At 35.7% G+C, this 23,337-nt stretch carries 26 protein-coding genes; 12 read left to right on the forward strand and 14 right to left on the reverse strand.

Annotated features, from left to right (window positions below; genetic code table 11):
- Positions 1–124 precede the first annotated feature (124 nt).
- From hemB to def, 6 genes are all read right to left on the reverse strand, one after another.
- Positions 125–1,120, reverse strand: a complete 996-nt coding sequence (gene hemB, locus ABWU32_RS02425; protein WP_015588802.1) for a porphobilinogen synthase — start codon at positions 1,118–1,120, stop codon at positions 125–127.
- Positions 1,113–2,138 carry an NADH-quinone oxidoreductase subunit NuoH gene (gene nuoH, locus ABWU32_RS02430; RefSeq protein ID WP_015588803.1) on the reverse strand — a complete coding sequence of 342 codons (1,026 nt, stop codon included), beginning with the start codon at positions 2,136–2,138 and terminating at the stop codon, positions 1,113–1,115. Before nuoH ends, hemB begins: the two co-directional genes overlap by 8 nt.
- Positions 2,122–4,170: an NADH-quinone oxidoreductase subunit NuoG gene (gene nuoG / locus ABWU32_RS02435; RefSeq protein WP_141456792.1), complete on the reverse strand. Its 2,049-nt coding sequence runs from the start codon at positions 4,168–4,170 to the stop codon at positions 2,122–2,124. The genes nuoH and nuoG overlap by 17 nt, the downstream gene beginning before the upstream one ends.
- Before the next feature lie 5 nt (positions 4,171–4,175).
- Complete coding sequence (locus ABWU32_RS02440) at positions 4,176–4,388, reverse strand: hypothetical protein (RefSeq protein ID WP_006279675.1); 213 nt, start codon at positions 4,386–4,388, stop codon at positions 4,176–4,178.
- A gap of 941 nt (positions 4,389–5,329) precedes the next feature.
- A complete protein-coding gene (locus ABWU32_RS02445; protein ID WP_015588805.1) occupies positions 5,330–6,151 on the reverse strand; it encodes a uracil-DNA glycosylase family protein in 822 nt (273 codons plus the stop codon).
- Positions 6,141–6,680 carry a peptide deformylase gene (def, locus tag ABWU32_RS02450; protein WP_015588806.1) on the reverse strand — a complete coding sequence of 180 codons (540 nt, stop codon included), beginning with the start codon at positions 6,678–6,680 and terminating at the stop codon, positions 6,141–6,143. The genes ABWU32_RS02445 and def overlap by 11 nt, the downstream gene beginning before the upstream one ends.
- Positions 6,681–6,818: 138 nt before the next feature.
- On the opposite strand from def, the gene ftsA reads away from it, so the two are divergent.
- The 3 genes from ftsA to map all read left to right on the forward strand — a co-directional run bounded on the left by ftsA (position 6,819) and on the right by map (position 9,432).
- A complete protein-coding gene (gene ftsA, locus ABWU32_RS02455; RefSeq protein ID WP_015588807.1) occupies positions 6,819–8,057 on the forward strand; it encodes a cell division protein FtsA in 1,239 nt (412 codons plus the stop codon).
- Between the two features lie 41 nt (positions 8,058–8,098).
- Positions 8,099–8,500, forward strand: coding sequence for a nucleoside triphosphate pyrophosphohydrolase (locus ABWU32_RS02460; protein WP_353278751.1), 402 nt, complete (start codon positions 8,099–8,101; stop codon positions 8,498–8,500).
- Between the two features lie 149 nt (positions 8,501–8,649).
- A complete protein-coding gene (map, locus tag ABWU32_RS02465) occupies positions 8,650–9,432 on the forward strand; it encodes a type I methionyl aminopeptidase (RefSeq protein ID WP_265027932.1) in 783 nt (260 codons plus the stop codon).
- A gap of 27 nt (positions 9,433–9,459) precedes the next feature.
- On the opposite strand, the gene ABWU32_RS02470 is transcribed toward map, so the two are convergent.
- Positions 9,460–10,707 carry an MFS transporter gene (locus ABWU32_RS02470; RefSeq protein ID WP_353278753.1) on the reverse strand — a complete coding sequence of 416 codons (1,248 nt, stop codon included), beginning with the start codon at positions 10,705–10,707 and terminating at the stop codon, positions 9,460–9,462.
- Between the two features lie 220 nt (positions 10,708–10,927).
- Here ABWU32_RS02470 and rsmH point away from each other — a divergent pair, with 220 nt between their 5' ends.
- Both rsmH and ABWU32_RS02480 read left to right on the forward strand, forming a co-directional pair.
- Entirely contained in the window at positions 10,928–11,809 is an 882-nt protein-coding gene (rsmH, locus tag ABWU32_RS02475; protein WP_015588811.1) for a 16S rRNA (cytosine(1402)-N(4))-methyltransferase RsmH, read from the forward strand.
- Positions 11,806–12,117, forward strand: a complete 312-nt coding sequence (locus ABWU32_RS02480; protein ID WP_010962410.1) for a hypothetical protein — start codon at positions 11,806–11,808, stop codon at positions 12,115–12,117. Before rsmH ends, ABWU32_RS02480 begins: the two co-directional genes overlap by 4 nt.
- A gap of 636 nt (positions 12,118–12,753) precedes the next feature.
- On the opposite strand, the gene ABWU32_RS02485 is transcribed toward ABWU32_RS02480, so the two are convergent.
- Entirely contained in the window at positions 12,754–13,053 is a 300-nt protein-coding gene (locus ABWU32_RS02485; protein WP_015588813.1) for an NADH dehydrogenase ubiquinone Fe-S protein 4, read from the reverse strand.
- A gap of 145 nt (positions 13,054–13,198) precedes the next feature.
- Here ABWU32_RS02485 and ABWU32_RS02490 point away from each other — a divergent pair, with 145 nt between their 5' ends.
- Positions 13,199–13,810 (forward strand): 50S ribosomal protein L25/general stress protein Ctc, encoded by a 612-nt coding sequence (locus ABWU32_RS02490; protein ID WP_010962412.1) that lies wholly within the window; start codon positions 13,199–13,201, stop codon positions 13,808–13,810.
- Positions 13,810–14,358 (forward strand): aminoacyl-tRNA hydrolase, encoded by a 549-nt coding sequence (gene pth, locus ABWU32_RS02495; protein WP_265027934.1) that lies wholly within the window; start codon positions 13,810–13,812, stop codon positions 14,356–14,358. Before ABWU32_RS02490 ends, pth begins: the two co-directional genes overlap by 1 nt.
- Positions 14,359–14,360: 2 nt before the next feature.
- Here pth and ABWU32_RS02500 read toward each other — a convergent pair whose 3' ends face one another.
- Positions 14,361–15,323, reverse strand: coding sequence for an IS481-like element ISWpi4 family transposase (locus ABWU32_RS02500; protein WP_015588815.1), 963 nt, complete (start codon positions 15,321–15,323; stop codon positions 14,361–14,363).
- Between the two features lie 444 nt (positions 15,324–15,767).
- Entirely contained in the window at positions 15,768–16,916 is a 1,149-nt protein-coding gene (gene ubiH / locus ABWU32_RS02505) for a 2-octaprenyl-6-methoxyphenyl hydroxylase (RefSeq protein ID WP_353278756.1), read from the reverse strand.
- Positions 16,917–17,274: 358 nt separating this feature from the next.
- Between ubiH and ABWU32_RS02510 the strand changes: the two genes are divergently transcribed.
- Positions 17,275–18,195 carry an Rpn family recombination-promoting nuclease/putative transposase gene (locus ABWU32_RS02510; protein ID WP_341812942.1) on the forward strand — a complete coding sequence of 307 codons (921 nt, stop codon included), beginning with the start codon at positions 17,275–17,277 and terminating at the stop codon, positions 18,193–18,195.
- Here the strand turns inward: ABWU32_RS02510 and ABWU32_RS02515 are convergent, their stop codons facing one another.
- From ABWU32_RS02515 to ABWU32_RS02525, 3 genes are read right to left on the reverse strand one after another with little or no spacing between them, the layout of a single operon-like run.
- Positions 18,196–19,236, reverse strand: coding sequence for an Mrp/NBP35 family ATP-binding protein (locus tag ABWU32_RS02515; RefSeq protein WP_015588818.1), 1,041 nt, complete (start codon positions 19,234–19,236; stop codon positions 18,196–18,198).
- Positions 19,237–19,243: 7 nt separating this feature from the next.
- Positions 19,244–19,654: a hypothetical protein gene (locus ABWU32_RS02520; RefSeq protein WP_174517022.1), complete on the reverse strand. Its 411-nt coding sequence runs from the start codon at positions 19,652–19,654 to the stop codon at positions 19,244–19,246.
- A complete protein-coding gene (locus ABWU32_RS02525; protein ID WP_039963646.1) occupies positions 19,651–19,926 on the reverse strand; it encodes an HNH endonuclease signature motif containing protein in 276 nt (91 codons plus the stop codon). Before ABWU32_RS02525 ends, ABWU32_RS02520 begins: the two co-directional genes overlap by 4 nt.
- A gap of 194 nt (positions 19,927–20,120) precedes the next feature.
- Here ABWU32_RS02525 and ABWU32_RS02530 point away from each other — a divergent pair, with 194 nt between their 5' ends.
- From ABWU32_RS02530 to ABWU32_RS02540, 4 genes are all read left to right on the forward strand, one after another.
- Entirely contained in the window at positions 20,121–20,423 is a 303-nt protein-coding gene (locus tag ABWU32_RS02530; protein WP_081600753.1) for a transposase, read from the forward strand.
- A 71-nt stretch (positions 20,424–20,494) separates the two neighbouring features.
- Positions 20,495–20,842: an IS3 family transposase gene (locus ABWU32_RS02535; protein ID WP_081600752.1), complete on the forward strand. Its 348-nt coding sequence runs from the start codon at positions 20,495–20,497 to the stop codon at positions 20,840–20,842.
- A gap of 3 nt (positions 20,843–20,845) precedes the next feature.
- Positions 20,846–21,007, forward strand: coding sequence for a DDE-type integrase/transposase/recombinase (locus tag ABWU32_RS07930; protein WP_010082071.1), 162 nt, complete (start codon positions 20,846–20,848; stop codon positions 21,005–21,007).
- Positions 21,000–21,164 carry an IS3 family transposase gene (locus ABWU32_RS02540; protein WP_010082072.1) on the forward strand — a complete coding sequence of 55 codons (165 nt, stop codon included), beginning with the start codon at positions 21,000–21,002 and terminating at the stop codon, positions 21,162–21,164. Before ABWU32_RS07930 ends, ABWU32_RS02540 begins: the two co-directional genes overlap by 8 nt.
- A gap of 91 nt (positions 21,165–21,255) precedes the next feature.
- On the opposite strand, the gene ABWU32_RS02545 is transcribed toward ABWU32_RS02540, so the two are convergent.
- Positions 21,256–22,659, reverse strand: coding sequence for an NAD(P)H-dependent flavin oxidoreductase (locus tag ABWU32_RS02545; RefSeq protein ID WP_015588855.1), 1,404 nt, complete (start codon positions 22,657–22,659; stop codon positions 21,256–21,258).
- Positions 22,660–23,337: the final 678 nt, after the last annotated feature.

Raw genomic sequence — 23,337 nt, forward strand, 5'->3', positions numbered from 1 at the left:
TATTATTTATAATACTGTATTGTAATAGACTTATCAATAGCTTAAAACATGTATTGGAAGATTTTAGGTAATATGCAGCAACAGTAGAAGAACGTGCGCCAAAAATTTAATAATTTTATAGGGCTTATGCACTTAAATTTTTTGCAATATCAAGTGCAGCGTAAGTGAATATTGCACTTGCACCCGCACGTTTGAAACCAATCAAAGATTCATAAATCACCTTGTCATAATCTAGCCAGCCATTATTTGCAGCAGCTTTTATCATTGCGTACTCACCGCTTACTTGGTAAGCAAAAATCGGAAAATTAAACTTATCACTTGCTGTTTTGATAATATCCAAATATGGCATACCTGGTTTAATCATAATAAAATCTGCACCTTCATTTATATCCATTTCAATTTCGCACATTGCTTCGCGCGCATTTTTATAATCCATTTGATAACCACTTTTGTCTATAGAATGTGATAGCCCACATGAACCAACGACTTGCCTGAATGGAGCATAGAAGCTAGAGCAGTATTTTACTGCATAAGATAATATTAATACGTCTTGAAAATTGTTATCATCTAATGATTTTCTGATTCTTCCTATTCTACCATCCATCATATCAGAAGGAGCAACTACATCACATCCTGATGCTGCTAAAGCAAGTGCTTGCTTACATAATATCGACACGGTTTCATCGTTTTCTACATCCATCTGATTATCTTTTAAAATGCCGTCATGGCCGTGAATAGTGTATGGATCCAATGCAATGTCTGCAATAATACCAATTTCAGGTACCTTTAATTTTACAGCACAAATTGCTCTGCAGATTAAGTTGTCAGAATTATATGCTTCCTCAGCGTTTTCAGATTTTAGTTTACTATCAACTACAGGAAAAATTGCAACAGCATTAATTCCTAAATCTTTAGCTTCCTTAACTATAGACACTAATCCATCTATTGAATAACACTTTACATCTGGTAAGCCAGAAATTGGTTCAGTTGTTTCTTCTCTGTCATGAACAAACAGAGGAAGAACCAGATCGTTTACTGATAAACTATTTTCACTTGTTAAATTGCGAACCCATTTGCTCGAGCGCCTGCGTCTTAATCTTGTATTTGGGAAATTAAACATTGGATCCAGGCAAATTCCCAGTAAAGAGCAACACCCCTGAAATGAGTATTACCCAAAGCACCGATATTGGTAGAAATACTTTCCAACCAAGGCGCATTAGCTGATCATATCGATAACGAGGTATTGTTGCTCTAATCCAAATAAATACGAATAAAAGTATAATTATCTTCAAAACGAACCAAATTAAACCTGGAATTTTATAAAGCAAACCAAGTTCTAACGGAGGATACCATCCTCCTAGAAAGAATATCGTCATCATAGCACTTGCTAGAATCATATTTGCATATTCTCCAAGAAAAAAGAGGGCAAAAGGCATGGATGAATATTCAACGTTATATCCAGAGACTAGCTCTGCTTCAGCTTCTGGTAAATCAAATGGGTGACGATTAGTTTCTGCAAGCAAAGAAATAAAAAATATTATTCCTATAGGCATTAGTAGTAAATCAACCCAAAATGGCATATTGTGTTTCGCTACCACCATCTCTCCAAGATTTAATGTTCCAGTGGTAATAACGACTGCAGCAACTATTAAGCCTATTGAAACTTCATATGAAATCATCTGAGCAGCCGACCGTATAGCACCAAGAAATGCATAATTAGAATTGCTTGACCAGCCTGCAATAATTACGCCGTATACTCCCAGCGACGATATAGCTAGCACGTAAAGCACTCCAACATTAATATTTGCTATAACCTTAGGAATAACTACTTGCTGGCCATTTTCTACAATTACTTCAGCACCAAACGGTATAACTGCCCAGGCAATTAATGCCAAGATAAAGGTAAGCATTGGAGCCATAATGAACAGTATGGTGCTCGCTCTAAATGGTATTATCGGCTCTTTAATCAGTAGCTTAATAGCATCTGCAAATGGCTGCAATAGCCCAAAAGGTCCAACTACACTCGGGCCGTGCCTCAGTTGAATTGCAGCAAGGACCTTACGCTCAAAGTATGTCAAATATGCAACTGAAAGTAGTAGCGGTACTAAAATAAATAAAATATTAACTAGCGTGTTCATAAAAAGCTTTAGTACAATCTGCCATTATTTTTGAAGCGCGACTTATTGAATCCGTCATATAAAAATTACACTCCTTTAAAGTAAAAGGTGTATTACTTAAATTTATTTTACCATTGCTGATTGGTACCCATGTGTTTTTTATCACTTGATCAGCATTTCTAAACTGTGGACCGATAGTATCTAATTTTTTTCTCACGTCAAATAAACTATCATATGGTAAGGAGAGATCCAAATATTGCGAGAGATTTTTAATAATTAACCAGTCCTCCTTTGCTTCACCTGGAGGAAATACAGCTAAATTTGTTCTTTGCACTCGACCTTCAGTGTTTACATAAGTTGCATATTTTTCTGTATATGCAGCACCAGGCAAGATAACATCTGCCACATGTGCACCCTTATCACCGTGATGACCTTGATAAATTACAAATGTGTTTTCTAACTTTGATGTGTCAATTTCATCTGCACCAAGAAGATAAACAACTTCTATTTCACCACTTTCTGCATGTTCCAATATTTGATTAATATCCCTTTCGCCTTTTTTAGGAACAAACCCAATATCTAGCCCACCAACTCTTGCTGCAGCTTTATGCAGCATATTAAAGCCATTCCAGTCATCTCTGACCATGTTAAATTTTTCTGCAATTTTGCCAGCTAGAACTAGAACTGATTCAGAATCGTCTCTTACTAATGCATCTTGACCGATAATCAGCATAGGGCTCTGAGCAGCACTCAGCAGCTTACAGAACTTATGATTTCCATTTGCTATTTCACTCAAAATATCAGGATTATCGCCCAATTTCTCAACATGATACAAATATTCAATGTTAGGACCAACACTTGCAACAGGAAAGTTGCCCTGTAAATATCTCTTTCTCAATCTTACGTTAATGATCGGTGCTTCTATCCTTGGGTTTGTATTTATAAGCAGACACAAATCCGCATTCTCTATACCTTCAATAGTGGTATTGAACACATACGATCCACGATTATTTGGTATAAGTTTTGCACCATCCTGCCTGCAATCTATATTTCCCGAGCCGAGCTTCTGCATCATTTCTTTAAGTAGAAGCATAGACTCACAATCTGCTAAATCACCTGCAATTGCAGCTATTTTATTTGATTTTGTATTCTTTAATTTCTTTGCAGCAACAGTTAATGCCTCATTCCAATCAACTGGGGCTAATTTACCATCTTTTTTTATATAAGGTCGATCAAGACGCTGAACTTTTAGTCCATCATAGGCAAAGCGGGTTTTATCTGATATCCATTCTTCATTTACCTCTTCGCTCAGCCTTGGTAATATCCTCATAACCTCCGGGCCACGATAACCAACTCTAATTGCGCTACCCACAGCATCTAGCACATCTATAGTCTCACAATGTGATAGCTCCCATGGACGCGCTGTAAAGGAGTAAGGCTTTGAAGTTAAAGCTCCTACCGGGCAGAGATCTATGATATTTCCAGATAATTCAGAACTAATATGCCTTTTTATGTAAGTGCTAATCTCTACATTTTCTCCCCTTCCGATTCCTCCAAGTTCATTTGTACCTGCAACATCAGACAAAAATCTAACACACCGAGTGCAATGAATGCATCGATTCATCGCAGTCTCAATCAGTGGTCCGAAGTGTTTTTTTGGCACAGCCCTCTTATGCTCATCAAGTCTGCTGGTTCCTTTCCCATAAGCCATCGTGATATCTTGCAAATCGCATTCACCACCCTGATCGCAAATTGGGCAATCAAGCGGGTGGTTAATTAGCAAAAACTCAAGCACACCTTCACGTGCTTTTTTAACCTTAGGGGTATCAGTGTGAATAACCATCCCTTCTGCAACTGGCATTGCACAAGAGGCTACTGGTTTTGGAGGTCCACCCTCCACTTCAACCAAACACATTCTGCAGTTACCAGCAATTGCTAAACGCTCATGATAACAAAAACGTGGAATTTCAACGCCCACGACTTCACAAGCTTGAATTATAGTGAGCCCATGCTCTACTTCACATTCCTTAGAATTAATAGTAACTTTAACCACAACTATTATACAGCTTCCCACTTTATAGGATTGCCGCTTACCTCATCTTCAACCAGATTGCCGTTGTCATATTGAGCAGACATATAATTCATGCGCGAATCACGATCTATATATCTAACAGGTTTTACCGGTTTATCTTTATACATTTTTTGCTCAGCTTTCTTACGCTGAGTAGGGTTATTTTTACTAGCTGTCTTTGCTTTCCCACCTGCTGCCATATAAACTCCTAAAAACTTTTCATTCTATTTTAACACTTAAGTATATAGCGTCAATATTTAATAACTTTAAAATTTCAATAGATCTCTTATTATAATCATTTTACAATCATTGTTTAAATAAAAAGTTACCCCTTGATGCCATTCCAGCGCATGACGCACAGCTGTACGAACATTGCAATTTGCAGGCAATTTGCGTGGCAGATTCAAGTAGCTGACACTGGTTCCCATCCAAGACAGCAGTAGCCCTTTCGGTGTTATTTCAGTGCTTGACACTGAAATCCAGGTTTTGATTGGATACTGAGTTGGTAAGCATAAAAGTGTAGCTAACGCGAGCTCTACGTCATACCGCGATTTATTCGCGGTATCTCAAAGCATAGATCCCGCTAACACGTAGCGGGATGACGATTGTCGTTTAGCTATAAACATTAAGAAATTTACCAAACGAAAAAAAAGGCAAAAGAAGCCCTGGGGTTATTATCCGCTTTAAAATATTGGCGTTTTTTATGTTTTAAACGCTTGACAAGCAAGATTAAGCTGCTTTTAATTGCAACTAACTTACGCTGCAAATGTTTAAGAAATTTACTAAGCAGAAAAAAAGACAAAGAATCCCCGAGTTAGCTAGTCTTTTACTATCTCTGTCGAGTATTGGCATTTTTTGATGTCTTGTAACGCTTTATAAGCGCGTTCAGCTTATTTAGATAAAAATCTAGATGTAGATGAAGTTTTGTAAAGACATACAGTATCTATATACTGCAAAAAATTGAACATAAGACGCCGATACATTAAGTAATCCTTACCTTTTAATCTGCAGATTGGCGAAAGCAAATACAATAGCTTCAGTTTCATGATAAGGGGGCTGGCGGAGTTTGTCAAGGAAGTTTTTTCGTTTCTAACGATTGTTAACATGCTGCAAAAAACTATGCAAGAGGTCTACCACTTTATTAGGTATTTGTGCAGTTATTGGTGTTATCAAGATACTCCCTAATCTTCTTCAAGTCCTCCCAGGCTAAACGTTTTTGTGCCGGTTGGCGAAGTAGGTAAGCTGGATGAAATATAGCGGCTGTGGTGATTGAATTGGACAAATATTGGTTAGTGTACGTATGAAATCTGCCACGCAAATTCGATATAGTTTTTGTGCTGTCAAGAAGGCTATAACATGCGATTCCCCCGACCAAAATTAAAATTTGTGGTGAAACTAGTGCAACGTGTTTTTCGACAAATGGTCTGCACATATCAAGCTCTAGGTCGGTTGGCTTTCTATTGCCAGGTGGGCGCCAAAATACGGTATTGCTTATATAAACTTTGGTGCGATCAAGATTGATTGCATTTAACATTTTATCGAGCAACATTCCACTTGCACCACAAAATGGTATGCCTTGAAGGTCTTCATTTGCTCCTGGAGCTTCACCAACGAGCATAATTTTTGCATTTGGATTACCATCGGAAAAGACAGTATTAGTTGCAGTTTTTTTTATCTCACAACCTTCAAATGACTTTACTGCACTTCTTAATTCATCCACACTACCACATTTACCTGCAAGTTTCCTTGCTTCAATTATCCAATCACTTGGAAACATGTCTTTTCCATCTTTAGTGTCACCCCAGCGCGTATCTGCATCTTTCTTCTGGGTCCCAGTTTGGATAACAGAGGGTTGCACACTCTCTTTGCTCTCCAATTTTTTTTCCTCTTCACCCTCCATTAGTGTGCAATCAACGCCCACTTCATGGTAAAATTTTAATAATTCTAGGTCTTTATTGCTCATATTGCTTTTTAATCTTTTGTGCTTTTGTCATCGCCATATCATACTTTAATTTAGATAAATGTCTAATATATAATATGCCGTTTAAGTGATCTAATTCATGCTGAATACACCTTGCAAGCCAACCACTAGCTTTTAGTGTTTGTTCTTCATTATCTAAGTCTTTATATTTCACAGTTAGATACTTTGGACGCTTAATTTCATGACTTTGCTCTGGAATTGAAAGGCATCCTTCCTTGAGAATTACTTGTTCATCGGATAATTCTGTAATCTCAGGATTAATCATGTAAAATTTGCCAGTTGAGCCATATCCTGCTGGCTCATTTTCAATTGTTTCTAGCTGAATATCCATAACAAAAATTCTCTTTAACACTCCAACTTGCACTGCAGCAAGGCCAAGACCTTCTGCATCATACATAGTTTCGAACATGTCGTTTACTAATTCTTTAATTTTATCGTTTATATCTGTTACTTCACTGGCACGTGTGATTAGTCTTTCATCAGGGGCAATTACAATTGGTAATATGGACATAAAAATTATCATTCTATGTTTTACTTTTCCTTTTGTCCAGAATTTAGTGTATATTAAAATGTTGCTATATCTATAATAGAAATATAAATTATTAAAGAAAGCTACAATTTAAATGAAATTGCGTAATAAGGTTAACTAATGTACTCTGCAGTAATAGCAAAACCAAAGAGAAATGTTTTTGCTGTTTTAGACATAGGTACAACAAAAATTATCTGTCTAATCGTTAAGATAAATGGCAACTTCAGCTATAAAGTAACAGGAACGGGTTATAAGATTGCAGAAGGTGTAAACGGTGGATCAATAACTAATGTAAAACACGCAAATTACTCCATCTCATCAACTATAGGTTTAGCTGAACAAGTATCAGAAGAAACCATAGATCAGATATATGTGAACATTGCTGGATGTGGCATCTCATCTTTCAATGTACATAATGAAATTATTGCAGCTAACCATGAGATTTCTGAGCGTGATATAAGACGTTTAGTTTTTCAAACATTTGAGAAATATATTGAAGACAATGTTATCATTCACAATATACCACTAAAATATCACTTAGATGACATGACTGACATAAAAGAAGTTGGTGGATTGTACGGAAAAAGACTATCTGCTGATGTTAATGTTGTCACTGCTTCGCGTCCAGCGCTTACCAATATTGAAAACTGTATTACCAATAATGGTGGATTAAATATGGCAGGTTGTATTGCTTCTGCATATTCTGCAGGTCTTGCGTGTCTCAGTGAAGATGAAAAAGAGCTCGGGACTGCTATTGTTGATATAGGCGGTGGGTGCACTGCAATTGGAATTTTCAAAAGAGGGAAACTTGTGTATGCAAGCAGCGTTCCAATTGGTGGCGTTCATATCACTCGAGATATTGCTTACGGGCTATGCACAAGCATAGAACGTGCAGAGTATATAAAAATACTGTATGGTAGCACTATCGTAACTTCAATAGATGAGAACGAATATATTACAGTCCAAAATAGTGAAAATGATGAACCTACTCAAGTATTCAAATCTGAGCTTATTAACATCATAAGACCAAGAGTTGAAGAAATACTTGAAATGGTAAGAGAGCAATTTCAAGAGCAGAAAGATCCAATTAATAAAGTAGTGATCACAGGTGGAACTAGTCAACTTACAAGCATGAAGGAAATTGCAGGCTATATATTCAATAAACAAGTTCGAATTGGGTCCCCTGAATCTCTCAGTGGCCTTGATGGCGAATATGATAAAAATCCTGTATTTTCTGCTGCTATAGGTTCTATAAAGCTAATAGTTGACACTTTTTATAAAAATAACTCTGGTATGTTAGGACAAGATGGTAAAATGAGTAAATTGTATAATTGGGTTAAATCAAAAGTTACAGTTTAATTTTACTGAATGAAATTCTTATATCTATCAAAGGAAACATTATGAATAAAAAACATTGTTTCAAAATTAATAAATTGGTTCGTGATCATACAACTGAAATTATACGTTCCCATGGAATTATTGTTTATGAGAGGGTGATGGAAAAAGATGAATACATTGAACGTCTCAAAGATAAACTTTTAGAAGAAGCAAGGGAAGTTATTGCCTCTAAAACTCCAGATGAAAATCTTGAAGAGTTAGCCGATTTACTTGAGGTCATACATGCATTAGGCAAAGAAAGTGGACTATCAATAGAACAAATTGAAGAAAAGCGTATCTCTAAAAAACAAGAGAGAGGTGGTTTTGAGAATCGTATCTATAATACTTACATTGAGGTGAATTCTAAGAGCATCGATTACTATCACAAAAAACCTTCAGATTATCCTGAGATAATAGTTGTATAGTTCAGATTATTAAATAGACTTCTTGCTTGACCACCTTTCATACAAATGACTTGACGCTAGGATCCATAGGGCTTATTTTCATAATACGCAAAGTTATTACATTTATGTACTGCAAGTAAGCGTACCAATTATAATAAGACATGGAAAATATGAACATAACTATACACTCACAAGAAGATTTTGAATTTATGCGCAAGGCTGGCAGGCTTGTTGCTGAAACTCTTGATTTCATTGCACCGTACGTAAAGGTAGGGGTGACAACTAATGAATTAAATGATCTATGCCATGACTTTATAATTAATGCAGGTGCAATTCCAGCACCACTAAACTATAGGGGGTATCCAAAATCAATTTGCACTTCAAAAAATGCAGTTGTGTGCCATGGTGTTCCCGATGATAAACCGCTTAAAGATGGAGATATTTTAAATATTGATGTCACGGTGATTTTAAATGGTTGGCATGGTGATACAAGTCGCATGTTTTGGGTTGGCAAACCATCAATCAAAGCAAAACGTTTATGTGATGCTACTTATAATGCGTTGATGGAAGCAATCAAACAAGTTAAGCCCGGCAATAAGTTAAATGAAATAGGGCTTGCTATAGAGAAATATATTAGAGATTTTGGATATTCTATCGTACGCAGCTACTGCGGACATGGTATAGGAAAAGTCTTTCATGCTCCACCAAATGTAGTGCATTTCTATGATCAAGATGAAGATCTTGTCTTAAAGGAAGGTATGTTTTTTACAATAGAGCCAATGATTAATGCTGGAAAACATGAGACTCTGCTCAGTAAACTCGATGACTGGACAGTAACAACACGCGATCTTTCACTTTCTGCTCAATTTGAGCATACACTTGGAGTGACAAAAGATGGTGCTGAAATATTCACATTATCACCTAAGAATTGGCATTTCCCACCTTATAATTAGATTTTTTTAAATTCTGCTATACTGCAACTATACTTGGTTTACTTTGGGTGATTTTGAAGAAAGCTCACCCTTAATTTGCGATATAGCAACTAGCCCAATTAATGCACAGAAAATCATGTAAAAACTAGCTGAAGTCTCTTGTCCTGTAACCTTGATAATTGTTGTGCATATAAATGGTGCAAGGCCGCCAAAAAATCCAGCAGCTATATTTCTTGATAAACCAAATCCACTGTACCGAACCTTTGTTGGAAATAATTCGCACATAAGTGCACTGACAGGACCAAGCGATGCAGCTATTGGAATTATAAAAAGAATGTGTGCCAGCAAGTAATTGCTACTACATAACATTGAAAAAACTGGATAACTCACTATTATAAAAGCTATAAATGCAAACTTCATAACTTTTTCTCTTCCTACCTTATCAGAAAGTATTGCAAACAATACTGTCAATCCTCCGAGCGCAATTTGACTCAGTATTTCCACTATATGATTAAAATGAGTATTTACTGTTAATATTTTATTCGTAAGCGCATTGAAAAATACCAGATATATGTAAAGAGATGAGTTTTCAACTATATCAACCCCAACTGATATCAGAAAAGGTTTTTTATAGCTATTTAATAACTCTTTTAATGGCAATTTAGATGGATTTTTCTGTCTTTTATACTCTGGGCTTTCATCAAGTATATATCTCATATATATGCTAATTAATCCCATTGCTAAACTGAAAATGAAAGGTAATCTCCACCCCCAAGATTCAAAATCAGATACTTTTTTGCATATGAGTACCGCTATCAAGCTTAATACTGAACCAAAAATTGCGCTTAATACTTCAATGCTGCCAAAAAATCCTTTTTTGTTTTTAGGAGCATGTTCTATTAAAAATGGTGCATTTCCTGCTTCTCCTCCAAGAGATATACCCTGCAATAACCTTAAACAAACTACCAGCATTGATGCTAGTATTCCAATGCTTTGATAACCTGGAACAAAAGCAATTAATACGGTTGATAGAGTCATTAATATAATCGAGAGCAATAAGGCAACTCTTCTGCCATGCTTATCACCAATGTGACCAAATATAGCAGCACCGACTGGTCTCATTAAGAAACCCACTGCAAACACTCCAAAAGCTTTCAATACGCTGGTTAGTTGATCATCCGATGGAAAAAACACACTACCTATTATGTTTATTAAGTGGCCAAAAAGCATGTGGTCATACCACAATAAAGTGTTACAAATCAAACTTGAAAATATTACTTTTGTTATTTGCTGCATAATTTTCTATAGTTTGTTTAGTATTTAGTAATATACATTACTTTTTTTTATATAATAGAAAAATTTGAACATCATATTAATAATAGCATCTTATTAAATCTTAATATTTTTATATCATTGACTATATTCAAGTGTTTTTATATTATTGCCTATATACTTCCATATGTTTTAGTGGGAAGTTATTTTTATTTGTATGCACAGAGTCTCTTGATGGAGCACTATGACACACACTCCAGTTTTGTTAAAAGAGATGCTATCACTACTATCACCGCAGGATGATGGTATATATGTGGACGCCACATTTGGAGCTGGAGGGTATAGCAAAGCAATATTGGAGTCAGCTGATTGCAAAGTATATGCAATTGATAGAGATGAAACGGTAACTAAGTTTTATGATGATTTAAGCATTAGATATCCCGATAGAATAAAACTATTTATTGAGAAGTTTAGTAATGTTAAAAATTTATTAGATAGCAACAATATTGAAGGTATCGATGGAATAGTTTTTGACATCGGAGTTTCATCTATGCAGCTTGATAACGGAGATAGAGGGTTCTCATTTTTACATGATGGTCCACTCGATATGAGTATGGATAACTCTTCTTATATAAACGCTTCAACGTTTGTTAACGCTTTACGCGAAGAAGAAATCGCAAATACTATATATAACTACGGAGGCGAACGTCATTCTCGCAAAATCGCAAGAGCAATAGTAAATGCACGGAAGAAGAAAACTATCAAAACTACATTTGAGCTTGCGGATATTGTACGTTCTGTGGTGTTTCGTGGAAAAAGCAAAATTGATCCTGCAACCAGAACATTTCAGGCAATCAGAATATGGGTAAACGATGAGCTGGGAGAACTTGAAAAGGGCATTAAAGCTGCATCTGAGATTTTAAGTGAGAATGGCAAATTAATTGTCGTCACCTTTCATTCCTTAGAAGATCGTATAGTCAAAACTTTTTTTAAAGATTTATGTGCTACTGATTGCAAGACATTCTCTCTTCTAAATAAAAAAGTGATCGAAGCAAGTATAGAAGAAGTAAGTGCAAATCCGCGTTCACGCTCAGCAAAACTAAGAGCTATACAGAGGTTGTCATGAGAACTTTCTGCATCATCTCAATAGTTATGTTTTTTCTTAGCATTGTAGGACTATTTAAGGTAAAATTACATGTTCAGTCATTAAATAGAGAGCTAATAAAAATAAAAAGTGAAATTAATTTAGTGCAAAGTGATATGAAAGTTTTACAAGCAGAATGGAGCTATTTGAATAATCCAAAAAGGCTTGCAAGTCTTGTAAAGAAATACCTGAAAAATAACTCTTTAATACTGGCTAGCCAGGTTAAAAATCTTGACTCTTTAAATGGCCGCAGTGTGCTAGCACAACTTAAAATCCATGATCAACAGTGAGATTAAGTCTTATTTTTTACAGATGAGCACATCACAATAAAACTTACTTTGTATCCGTTCAGGATAGCGGCAAGGTAGTATAACCATAGAGTAAAAGTGAGTTTACAACAAATGGTGTCATCCCAGTGCTTGACACTGGGATCCAGCCTTTCCATAATCATCAAAAACATTGTATTTTAACGTAAAACAGCTATTTTTATGCTTACCAACTTAATAAAATTCCTGGATCCCAGTGGGCTTTGTTGCATCGCTAGCTATGATGGATTAAAGATAAAAAAGATAGTGAATATCAGTAGCTTATTATTCTGGTATTTATAACAAGAACGGTCAGTGAATACCTAAATTTGAGTAAAAGAAATTTCACTACCACTCACTAATCTGGCTAAAATTCAAGAATTTCAATGCTTTAGCTATTTTCAATAGAATTAAATTTATTAATATAAATAACAAATTACTATTCTTAAATTTGATCAGATTGATTGCAAAAAAACAAGATTTTCAATAGGTTGCTTATAATCCTAACTATAGTTAGCCTTTCATAAGTAGCGATGCAACAAAGCCATCCCAGTGTCTGGGCACTGGGATGACAAAGGAGAGCAGTGTCAGCTACTTGCATAACACCATTTGTTGTGCAACTTACTTTAGTATGAAATTGCTTGCGTAAGATTTTGGCAGCCTCTTAACATTTTTTGGCATTTCAATTATGTATTTAACGTTGCGTTTTTTTGCGTAGAATACTGCTTTTTCAAGAGAATCAAACTTTAATACAATCTGTTTTTTTGGATCTTTTGAGCCAACCCACCCCATTAAAGGTTCAATGTAGTAAGAGCCAGATTCAATTTTCAGGTGCCAGAAATTTGTATTACCTAAACCAGATTGTGTTGCAGTTTTTGTTGGTTTATAAATCCTAAAAACTACTTTATCATCAATGCCCATAGTTCTTGTTAAATAAGCTTAAATATATATCTAAATAAATCCTTTCACAAACAATTAGTATGAAAGAATGAAGTTTGAAATAAATATTTTTATGTTATATTATTATTAAATTATATTAAAAGGATTAGCTGAATAGGAGTAACCGATGACGCAACAGGAAATAGTAACAATTAATGCAGAGTTACGTGATATAACAAAAACAAAAGCGATGCATTCTCTAAGGAAGAAAGGAAACATCCCTGGAATAATATATGGAAAGGGCCATGATAATGTAAATTTGACATTGTCTGCAAAGGAATTCACGAAGCAATATAAATCAGGTTCTCTTTCTGCACATTTGATAGAGCTGAATATTTCGGGCAAAAAGGAATATGCTCTTGTTCGCGATATCCAATTGCATGTAGTAAAGGATACTGTGCAACATGTTGATTTTCAATTTGTTGATAAAGGCAGTGAAATTAAAATAGACATACCTCTATCATTTGTGAATGAAAGTAAAGCCCCAGGGATCAAGTTAGGTGGAGTGCTTAATGTTTTGTGTCGTTCTATTGCTGTTAAATGCTCTCCTGATAAAATACCTCAGGTTATTGAAGTTGATTTATCCGGTAAAATGATTGGCCAGTCTATACATATTAATGATGTAAAATTACCAGAAGGTGTTAAGTTTGTAGCCCATGAAGAAGAAAATTTTACCATTGTTACAATTTCTGCTGCCGATAGTGACGTTGAAGAACCTCAAGCAGAAACAGAGGAATAGTGCACCTGATAGTTGGGCTTGGTAACCCTGGTAGTCAATATGAGTTAACTCATCATAATATCGGCTTCATCGTAGTTGATACAATTTGCAAATATTGGAATTTCCAGTCGTTCTCTAAAAAAGCCGATTATCTAATAACCTCTGGCATAATTAATGATAATAAAATCATGTTAATAAAGCCTTATTCATTTATGAATAATTCAGGCATCCCTGTTGCAAAAATACGAAATTTTTACAAATTATCGCTAGATAATGTTGTTGTCATACACGATGACGCTGATTTGGAACTTGGAAGAATAAAAATAAAGAAAGGTGGTAGCTCTGCTGGACATAATGGACTTAAATCCATAGATAGTTTTATTGGCAACGATTATTGGCGCTTGAGATTTGGAGTGGGTAGACCTGAAGATCAAAGAAGCTTAGCAGATTATGTGTTATCAAAATTTTCAAATTTTGATAATGTTACTTCCTTAGTGGAAAAAATAGCAAAAAATATACACTTAATGCTGCAAGGAGATAATACAGCTTTTATCAATTTGATTGTATAATATTACGAAACACAGGGAGTGTATGGTCCCAGAGTGTGATGGTGTGGATTTAGTATGAACAATTCAGGAGATTTTGTCCACTGTAAAGATATAAACTCAAAAGGTGTAAGACCCTTAAGAGTTTTGAGTCTTTTAGCATAATTGTAGGCCATAACAAAGTCATAAAGATGCTCTTTGAGTTGCTGGTGAGACTGATAGTAATACTTCTTAACAGTGGCATTCTTTAAAGTTTTGTTCATACGCTCAACTTGCCCATTTGTCCAAGGATGGCTAACTTTTGTTAGACGGTGTTCAATGTCATTTTCTTCACAAGCTCTATCAAATATATGTTGAAAAGCGTATTTATGGCGTTTTTGGTTGGTAAATTGTACACTGTTATCTGTCAAAATAGTGTGGATTTTATATGGTAAAATTTTAATCAAATTACGTAGAAACTCAGCAGCTATAGGTTTTGTAGCACTTTTATACAACTCAACATACGTAAATTTGGATGTTCTATCTATTGCAACAAACAAATATAACTTTCCTTCTTCTGTTCTGACTTCTGCAATATCAATATGGAAATAGCCTATAGGATATTGTTTGAATTTCTTTTTTGGTTTAACTTCGCCATCAACATCTGGTAGTCTGCTAATGCTGTGCCTCTGTAAGCAACGATGTAGACTAGAGCGAGTCAAGTGTGGGATTGAGGTTTGCAAAGCGTAGAGACAATCATCTAATGGCAATAGAGTATGCTTACGAAATGCAACAATTACAGCCTCCTCTTCTAAAGTTAAAACAGTTGATCTTGCATGCTTCGGACCCATATCAGCGTCTTTGGCAAAAGACCGTTTTCTCCATTTAATGATAGTTTTTGGATTAAGGTTATAGTACCTGGAGAGTTTTGCTATGCTCTCTTTACTATTTTGTATTGCTCTACGAATTGTCTCTGTTGTTTTGGCGCACCCATGTAATATTTGTCCCATAATTCCTCCTTTGATGGTATTGTTTTCTCATATTTTATCATACCATCACACTCTGGGACCATACATCCCCCCCTCCCCCCCCCTAATTCCTATATCAAACCTTTCTTTACTAGATTATATAGTCAATATAAAAAGCCATATAAAATTGCTTCCACTGCTGCCATGAGGAAATTGCTTATTCTTGCTAACTCTTTAGTCAGAGATGACAGGGTTTTTACTGAGGAATATAACTCTCTGTCTGTTTCTATCTAAGAGCCAGCATAGCTGTGGATAAGTACTTTTATCTGTATAAACGTGCTTATCCACAGCTACATCAATTTTTCTATTGACTTTTAACACAACTGCTGAACAGATACATTCGTCATCCCGCTACGTGTTAGCGGCCAAGATACCGCGGCGGTATGCCGTGGGAAACCTGACTTGCATTAGCTATAAAATAGTGATTTATATAAATCCCATAGCATGCCGAATGAAGCGTTTTTTGAGGAAATTTGAATTTTCAACTGCAATCAAGCCAAGATTTCTTAGTGCTTTAGCGCAGAATATTCTGTTGGAAAACATCCTATTTAATCCATCAGTTGCAAGCGCCATTGTAAAATTATCAAAGTATCTGTTACGTGAAATTTTCTTTAATAAATAACTACTGCCAACATCAATACCAGATGCTTTTGCGGCAACTACGTGCTTTATAATACTTTCTACATCTCTAATTCCAAGATTAAGCCCTTGACCTGCAACTGGATGAATTGAATGTGCTGCATCGCCGATAAGCAAAACTCTACCCTTATATAACTTTTTTGCAAAAGCAAAACTTAAAGGATAAAGTTTTCTTTCACCCTCTAATTTTATCTCTCCTAAATAAGAACCAAATCTTTTTTTAAGCTCTATAATAAATTCTTCTTCAGACAGATCCATTAGCATTTTTGAAATTTCAGATTTTTCTGTCCAAACTATCGAAGAAGTATAGCCACCCTTCATCGGTAGAATTGCAAATGGACCGCCAGGAAAAAAACTCTCTACAGCTAAGTTTTGGTGATGCAGTTCATGCTTTACATTAAATACTATGCTACTTTGTTTATAGTCAAATTTCACTGTCGGTATAGAAAATAACTCTGGTAATTTAGAGTGTTTGCCTTCAGCGCAGATAAGTAGCGATGATATTAATTCCTGGTTATTATCAAGAATAACTTCCACATATCCTGAATCATAAGCAATTGTTTTATAGGAATGTGGAGAGTATATATTTAGTTTATTCAGAAAATTATTGTTGATTGCATTCCATATAGCAGCATTGTTAATAACATAACCCATTGGTTCTTCACCAACCATTTTATGATTGTAATGCACAATAACCGCATCTAATATGCATATATCAAGTATTGGCTCAGCTTCGCTTTCTATAAACTGCCAAATCCCTAATTTTTCCAATATTTTTTTCGAGCCTTGAGAAATAGCAAATGCTCGGTTGTCATCTACTACACGTGGCAAACTATTTTTTTCAATTACAGCTACAGACACAGAGTTACAACTGAGGCCAATTGCAGTAATAAGACCAAGTAACCCACCACCTGAAATGATTACATCATAATTCATTTTATTTACGCTAATTGTAAAATTATATTTTATCTATTTTGAAAATAGTTTAAACAAACTTTATAGACAAAGACCTATAGCTAACCCAAGAAAGGTTGTAACCAGACTGCATTCTGTGATTTTTAGCAAAACACGATCTTTCATTTGATCTTTCTTCAATTTAAAGTAAATACAGAAAATTGCTGCCTATAGCTAAACTGACTTAGATTTACCGACAACCGTCATCCCGCTACTTGTTAGCGGCTAAGAGATACCGCGGCGGTATGACGGTTCGCGGCGGCATAGCTATCTTCAAAAATATGGTTGAATAATTGTTAATAATAGTGTATAATTATTAATATTTTTAAGCACTTTGGCTATGGCTTTATCTAAGTTTCTCGACCCTAAGCTGGATTTAACCTTTAAAAGAATCTTTGGCACTGAAAAAAATAAGAATATTCTCATACATTTTTTGAATGATATTTTAGGGTTTACCGAGATAAATACTATACAAGAAGTGGAATTCCTCAGTACTATAATGGATCCTGAAATTGCCTCTGATAAGCAAAGTATAGTTGATGTTCTTTGCAGGGACTCTAGTGGGGCTAGGTATGTGATTGAAATGCAGCTCACTCGCGATAAAGGCTTCGAAAAACGAGCTCAACTATATGCTGCTAAGGCTTACTCAAGGCAAGCTGATAAATCTGGTAAGTACATTGATTTAAAGAAGGTTTTCTTTATTGCTATTTCTAATTGTAATTTATTTCCTGATAAGCTTGATTATATATCCAGCCACACTATAAGAGATGAGAAAACCAATGAGCATGACTTAAAAGATTTTCAATTTGTATTTATTGAACTACCTAAATTTCCTAAGAATAAGGAAGAACAGCTAGAAAGCATAGTGGATCGTTGGTTATTTTTCTTCAAATATGCAGATGAAACTACGGAAGAAGACTTAAGGAAAATAGCAGAAAAAGCACCAATAATAAAGTTAGCCTACGATGAATTAGACAGGTTTAGCTGGAATGAAAAAGATTTAGTAGCTTACGAAGAAAGAATAATGGATCTACGGAAAGAAGAAGCCATTCTTGAATACAGACTTGATCTTGCTACTGAAAAAGGCAAAAAAATTGGTAAAGAGGAAGGCAAAATTGAAGGGAAAATCGAAGTCGCAAAAGCAATGCTGGCTAATAATGTTGATGTTAACACTATTGTCAAGTTTACTGGCCTTTCTATTAGTGAGATTGAAGAATTAAGTGTGAACGGTTACCCCTACGTCATACCGCCGCGGCGCTAACTAGTAGCGGAATGACGGTTTTTCAAATTGTAGAGCCACTTTAGCTATAACATCTTTAGCAATACCTTCATAAATCCCTGCTAAATCTTCACTTAACATTAAAGGATTTCCACAATCAGAAGCATGGCATATTTGTGGATCTAGAGGAACTCTGCCTAGAAGTTTGATGCCCAGCTCCTCAGACATTTTTTTTGCACCGTCTTTTCCAAATATGTATATTTTTGAGCCGCTTTGAATGAAATAACTCATATTTTCTACAATGCCAATAACCGGTACGCTGAGCTTTGTAAACATATCATAAATTTTGCGAGCATCGATTAAAGAGAGCTCCTGTGGAGTTGAAACTATTATCGCCCCAGTTAAGTTAAAATTTTCCATAAGACTTAAATGCACATCGCCAGTTCCAGGTGGTGTATCAATTATCAAATACTCTATATCGGACCATTTTGTTCCCATTAGCAGACTATAAAGTGCTTTTGTAATCATAGGTCCGCGCCATATTGCTGCACGATCTTTATCGATAAAATAGCCAATTGAAATAGTATGCAGTCCATACTTTTCTATAGGCATTGCTTTACTATCCTGTATTTCTGGCTTTAATTTTTCAGCGCCAAGCATTTTAGGAATTGAAGGACCATATATATCTGCATCAACCAGCGCAACTTTGTGTTTTAACTTTGCTAATGAGAGAGCAAGATTTAGCGCAACTGTGGACTTGCCCACACCGCCTTTACCAGAGGCCACAACGATTATATTTTTCACTCCTTCGATATGTAATTTAGCTTTTTGTTGCCCAGTTTGTTTTTGACAAGTAGCAACCACGGTCACTTTTGTCACCCCCGGTATAGCTTTAACAGCTTGCTCACAATTTCTTCTTAATTCTTCATTTGCTTGCGTGTTACCGGCAACTTCAAGCACAAAACCAACATCTTGACCTTTAATAATAATTGAGGATATTATGCCAAGAGCGATCACATCTTTACCGCTTTTTTGCTCTATGACTTTTTTTAAGTTCTCTCTTACAATTTTTTCGTTGATCATTAGCCTTTTAGGTGATTTCTTCCTGAAGTCGTTTAATCTCAGCTTGAGGAAGGCCGGTTGTCTGAGAGATAATATCAATAGAGATGTCAGCCTTAAGTAGGTTTTTTGCTACTTCAATCTTTCCTTCAATCTTTCCCTCATCAAGTTTTTTAGCGAGGATGCCTTCTTCTTTCAGCAGATCCATTATTCTTTCTTCATATGCTACTAAATCTTTTTCATTCCAGCTAAACCTGTCTAATTCATCGTAGGCTAACTTTATTATTGGTGCTTTTTCTGCTATTTTCCTTAAGTCTTCTTCCGTAGTTTCATCTGCATATTGTTGTCTAAGTGAAGAAGGTCGCCCCTCCTCACTCGACTTCAAAACCGTACGTGAGACTTTGAGCCTCATACGGCTTCTCTCTAATTTGGTGCTTTTCATGCACACCTCCTGTGTAATTCATCGTGACAATGTCCATGTAACAAAGATAAGTTTGTGATCATATTGTTTCGTCTATTCTGGTCTTTGTGATGTATTTTTATTGTATCATCACTTTTAAACCATAGTCTACAATTATCGCATTTACTTTGGTGCAACCTCAATAATTTTATTACTCCTAGTGGCTTATCTGGTATTTTTCTCAGACGTTTACCCCAATATACCCAATCACCATCATATGGGGATCTGGTTTTTTGCACTTTGTTTAATAACATGATCGCTGTGTATAGTAAGACGTACCTTGTTACTTGTCATAAAGCGCCAGTTTTCGTTATTATACTTCTTAAAGTACTTTCTTTTTATCCAGCATTTCCCTTTGTTTGGGTGCCTAAAGACTGACCTTACCCAGAAAAAGTGGAGAGAAAGAAAAGAGTTTTTTTGGGTAAAATAAAATTTTGGAGGATTAGAAATGGTAAGAGAATATACAGCAGAATTCAAATTGGAAGCTGTTAAACTGGCAAATGAACAAAGAAAGGCAGGTCAAACAATTACAAAAATAGCAAGAGATTTAGGAATAAAGGGTGGTTTATTAGGAAAATGGATAAAGAAACACAACGAAAAAAAGTCGGCAGCAGATGCATTTCCAGGTAGAGGTAACATGGCTCCTTACGACAAAGAGAGGTTTGATTTACAAAGCAAGAGTAACAAGGGAAAGAGACATTTAAAAAAAAGCCCTGGCCAGTCAAAAAGAGTAAAATATTTTTTTATATAGTAACTGCTATAAAGTACAGGAATTATGTAGGATTTTCTGCTAGTGGCTACTATAAGTGGACTACAAGAAAAATAAGCAGTAGAGAATCAGCAAATAAAGAGCTACTAGAAGCTATTCAAAAAATATATCAAGTTTCTAAATGTAGATATGGAGCTCCTAAAATTTATGCTGAATTGAAGGCTTTGGGTAAAAGTTGCAATTTGAAAACGGTGCAAAGTATTATGCAGAAAAATGACATCAGGGCTATACTGAGAAGAAAGTTTAAAATTAAAAAACAACAAACAGATAATAGAGCTGTAGCTCCCAATATACTAGATCAAAACTTTATTGTTGATCAACCAAATAAAGTATGGGATTACTTACATCAAAACCAAGGAGGGATGGCTATATTTGGCAGCAATAATTCTCACGTATGGTAGTTAATGAGTAGTGCAATAAATAAACAATTGGTTATGAACTCTTTATTAATGGCCATTAATAGGCGTAAACCTGTTAAAAATCTACTGCTGCACAGTGACCAAGGTTCACAATATACTGCGCAAGGGTATCAATATCTCTTAGCTGTAAAGAATATAGATGAGTAATAAAGGCTGTTGTTACGACAATTCTGTTGCAGAAAGCTTCTTTAGCTCATTGAAAAGAGAAATACTTATTGATACTTCACAACACTCTGCTCAACAAACTAGAACTGCAATATTTGAATACATAGAAATTTTTTATAACAAACAACGTCACTATTAACTATTGCATTCCAGAACAATTTGATGCATCATTCTTTTTGTAAAAAACATTCCACACTTTCTCTCCACTTTTTCTGGGTAAGGTCACTGACTCAATACCCAGTCAATATCCTTTCCACCAGTTCTTTTACTGCCGGTACGTAGCCATTCTCATAAAATGGATCTTGCTTAAATTTGTACACATTGTGCCCGGAAAACATGAGTTCGTTCTCAATATCACCATCGTGTATAACGTTTTGCAGTGTTTTTTGTATGCAAAAACTACGCGGATCTGGCTTTCGTCCTGTTGAATGGTCACCATGATCTTTCCAATTGCTAAACAAACAATGGCTCAAACATCCCATACAATTGATTTGATCTTCTCTTATTTGTTTAAATTTATCTGGCGTCACAAAAATAACAGTTGAATCTGGGGTTTTCATTGCTTCTGTGTACCCTGCTTTAGTCCATGTATTTGCCAGTTCTTTGTCTTTTGCAGTAAGGTAGATCTTTCTACCTCTGCTACCCATTGCAAATTCATTATTAAATTCTTCGCTAGCATTTTCTGAAAACTTTATTTGACGTGAATTCCGTTCCTGCAACTCACGTATGAAGTTATTTTTTACTGCAGATGAGTAAAACCCTGTTGGACTGAATTTATTTAAAAATACATCACCTTCTTCTAAAGTGAGTAGCTTCTTTTTCCACTCTGCAGAAATTGGGCTTTCTTTCGTCAAAAGTGGACGAGTGCCAAACTGAAAAGCTATTGGTCCAATTTGCAGATTGTTAAACCAATGTTCCCAATCTTTCAAATGCCACACTCCTCCTGCCATAACAATTGGTGTTTCTGAAAGACCGATCTCGTTCATGAAAGATCTAAGCTCTGCAACTCTTTCAAATGGAGCCTGTGGTAGCTCTGGATCTTCACTGTTACTGAGTCCATTGTGCCCTCCAGCAAGCCATGGATCTTCATACACTACTCCACCAAGCAAATAGGAAGATATTCTTTGGTAAGCACGCTTCCATAATGCTTTAAAAGCACGCACCGATGAGATAATAGGGTAATAATAAACCTGATATTTAGCTGCAATTTCTCCAAGCCTATAAGGCATACCAGCACCGCAGGTAATACCATGAATCAAACCTTTCGCTCCTTCTAATATGCCATGAAGCACGCGTTCTGCTGCTCCCATCTCCCAAAGTACATTCATGTGTATTCTTCCATGACCTTTTGATATTTCATTTGCTATTCTTGCCTGACTAATTCCAGCTTCAATACTATACTCAATCAATTCACTATGCTTTTCATTTCTTGTTTTGCCTTTATAAATTAGTGGCACTAACTTGCCATTATCATCAATAAGCTTAGCATTTGCACCAGAAAATGTACCCACAGCATCTGCTGCAGCAAATGCTCCGCTTGATCTTCCATCACTAACTGCAATGCCTTTGCCGCCCTCGATGATTGGCCACACTTCCTTTCCTGAAATTACTATCTTTTTTATCTTATTTTTCAAAACTTCCTCGCAATCTTTCACTCTATTTTACTTAATTACTAAAAAAATGATAGCTGTTTATTTTTTCTTGTATCATTAAAGCTTCTATAGCTACTCATGCTGTTGTAGTTTGAGAGCAGTTCCCATCGGAAGGGTGTCATTCCAGTGCTTGACACTGGAATGGCTTTGTTGCATCGCTAGCTATGATGGATTAAAGATAAAAAAGATAGGGAATATCAGTAGCTTATTATTCTGGTATTTATAACAAGAACGGTCAATGAATACCTAAATTTGAGTAAAAGAAATTTCACTACCATTTACCAATCCGGCTAAAATTCAAGAATTTCAATGCTTTAGCTATTTTCAATAGAATTAAATTTATTAATATAAATAACAAATTACTATTCTTAAATTTGATCAGATTGATTGCAAAAAAACAAGATTTTCAATAGGTTGCTTATAATCCTAACTATAGTTAGCCTTTCATAAGTAGCGATGCAACAAAGCCCACTGGAATCCAGTTTTTGATCAAAAATGTTGCTATAGTGCACAATCAATTTTCCTGGATCCCAGTGTCTGGGCACTGGGATGACACCATAGGGGGCTACTTGGATGACAGGGGAGGGAGGCTGCTGGGATCCTGACAACCGTCATCCCGCTGCTTGTTAGCGGGATCTAGAGATACCGCGGCGGTATGAC

The organism is Wolbachia endosymbiont (group A) of Udea olivalis, from assembly GCF_964028365.1.
Lineage (GTDB): Bacteria > Pseudomonadota > Alphaproteobacteria > Rickettsiales > Anaplasmataceae > Wolbachia > Wolbachia pipientis.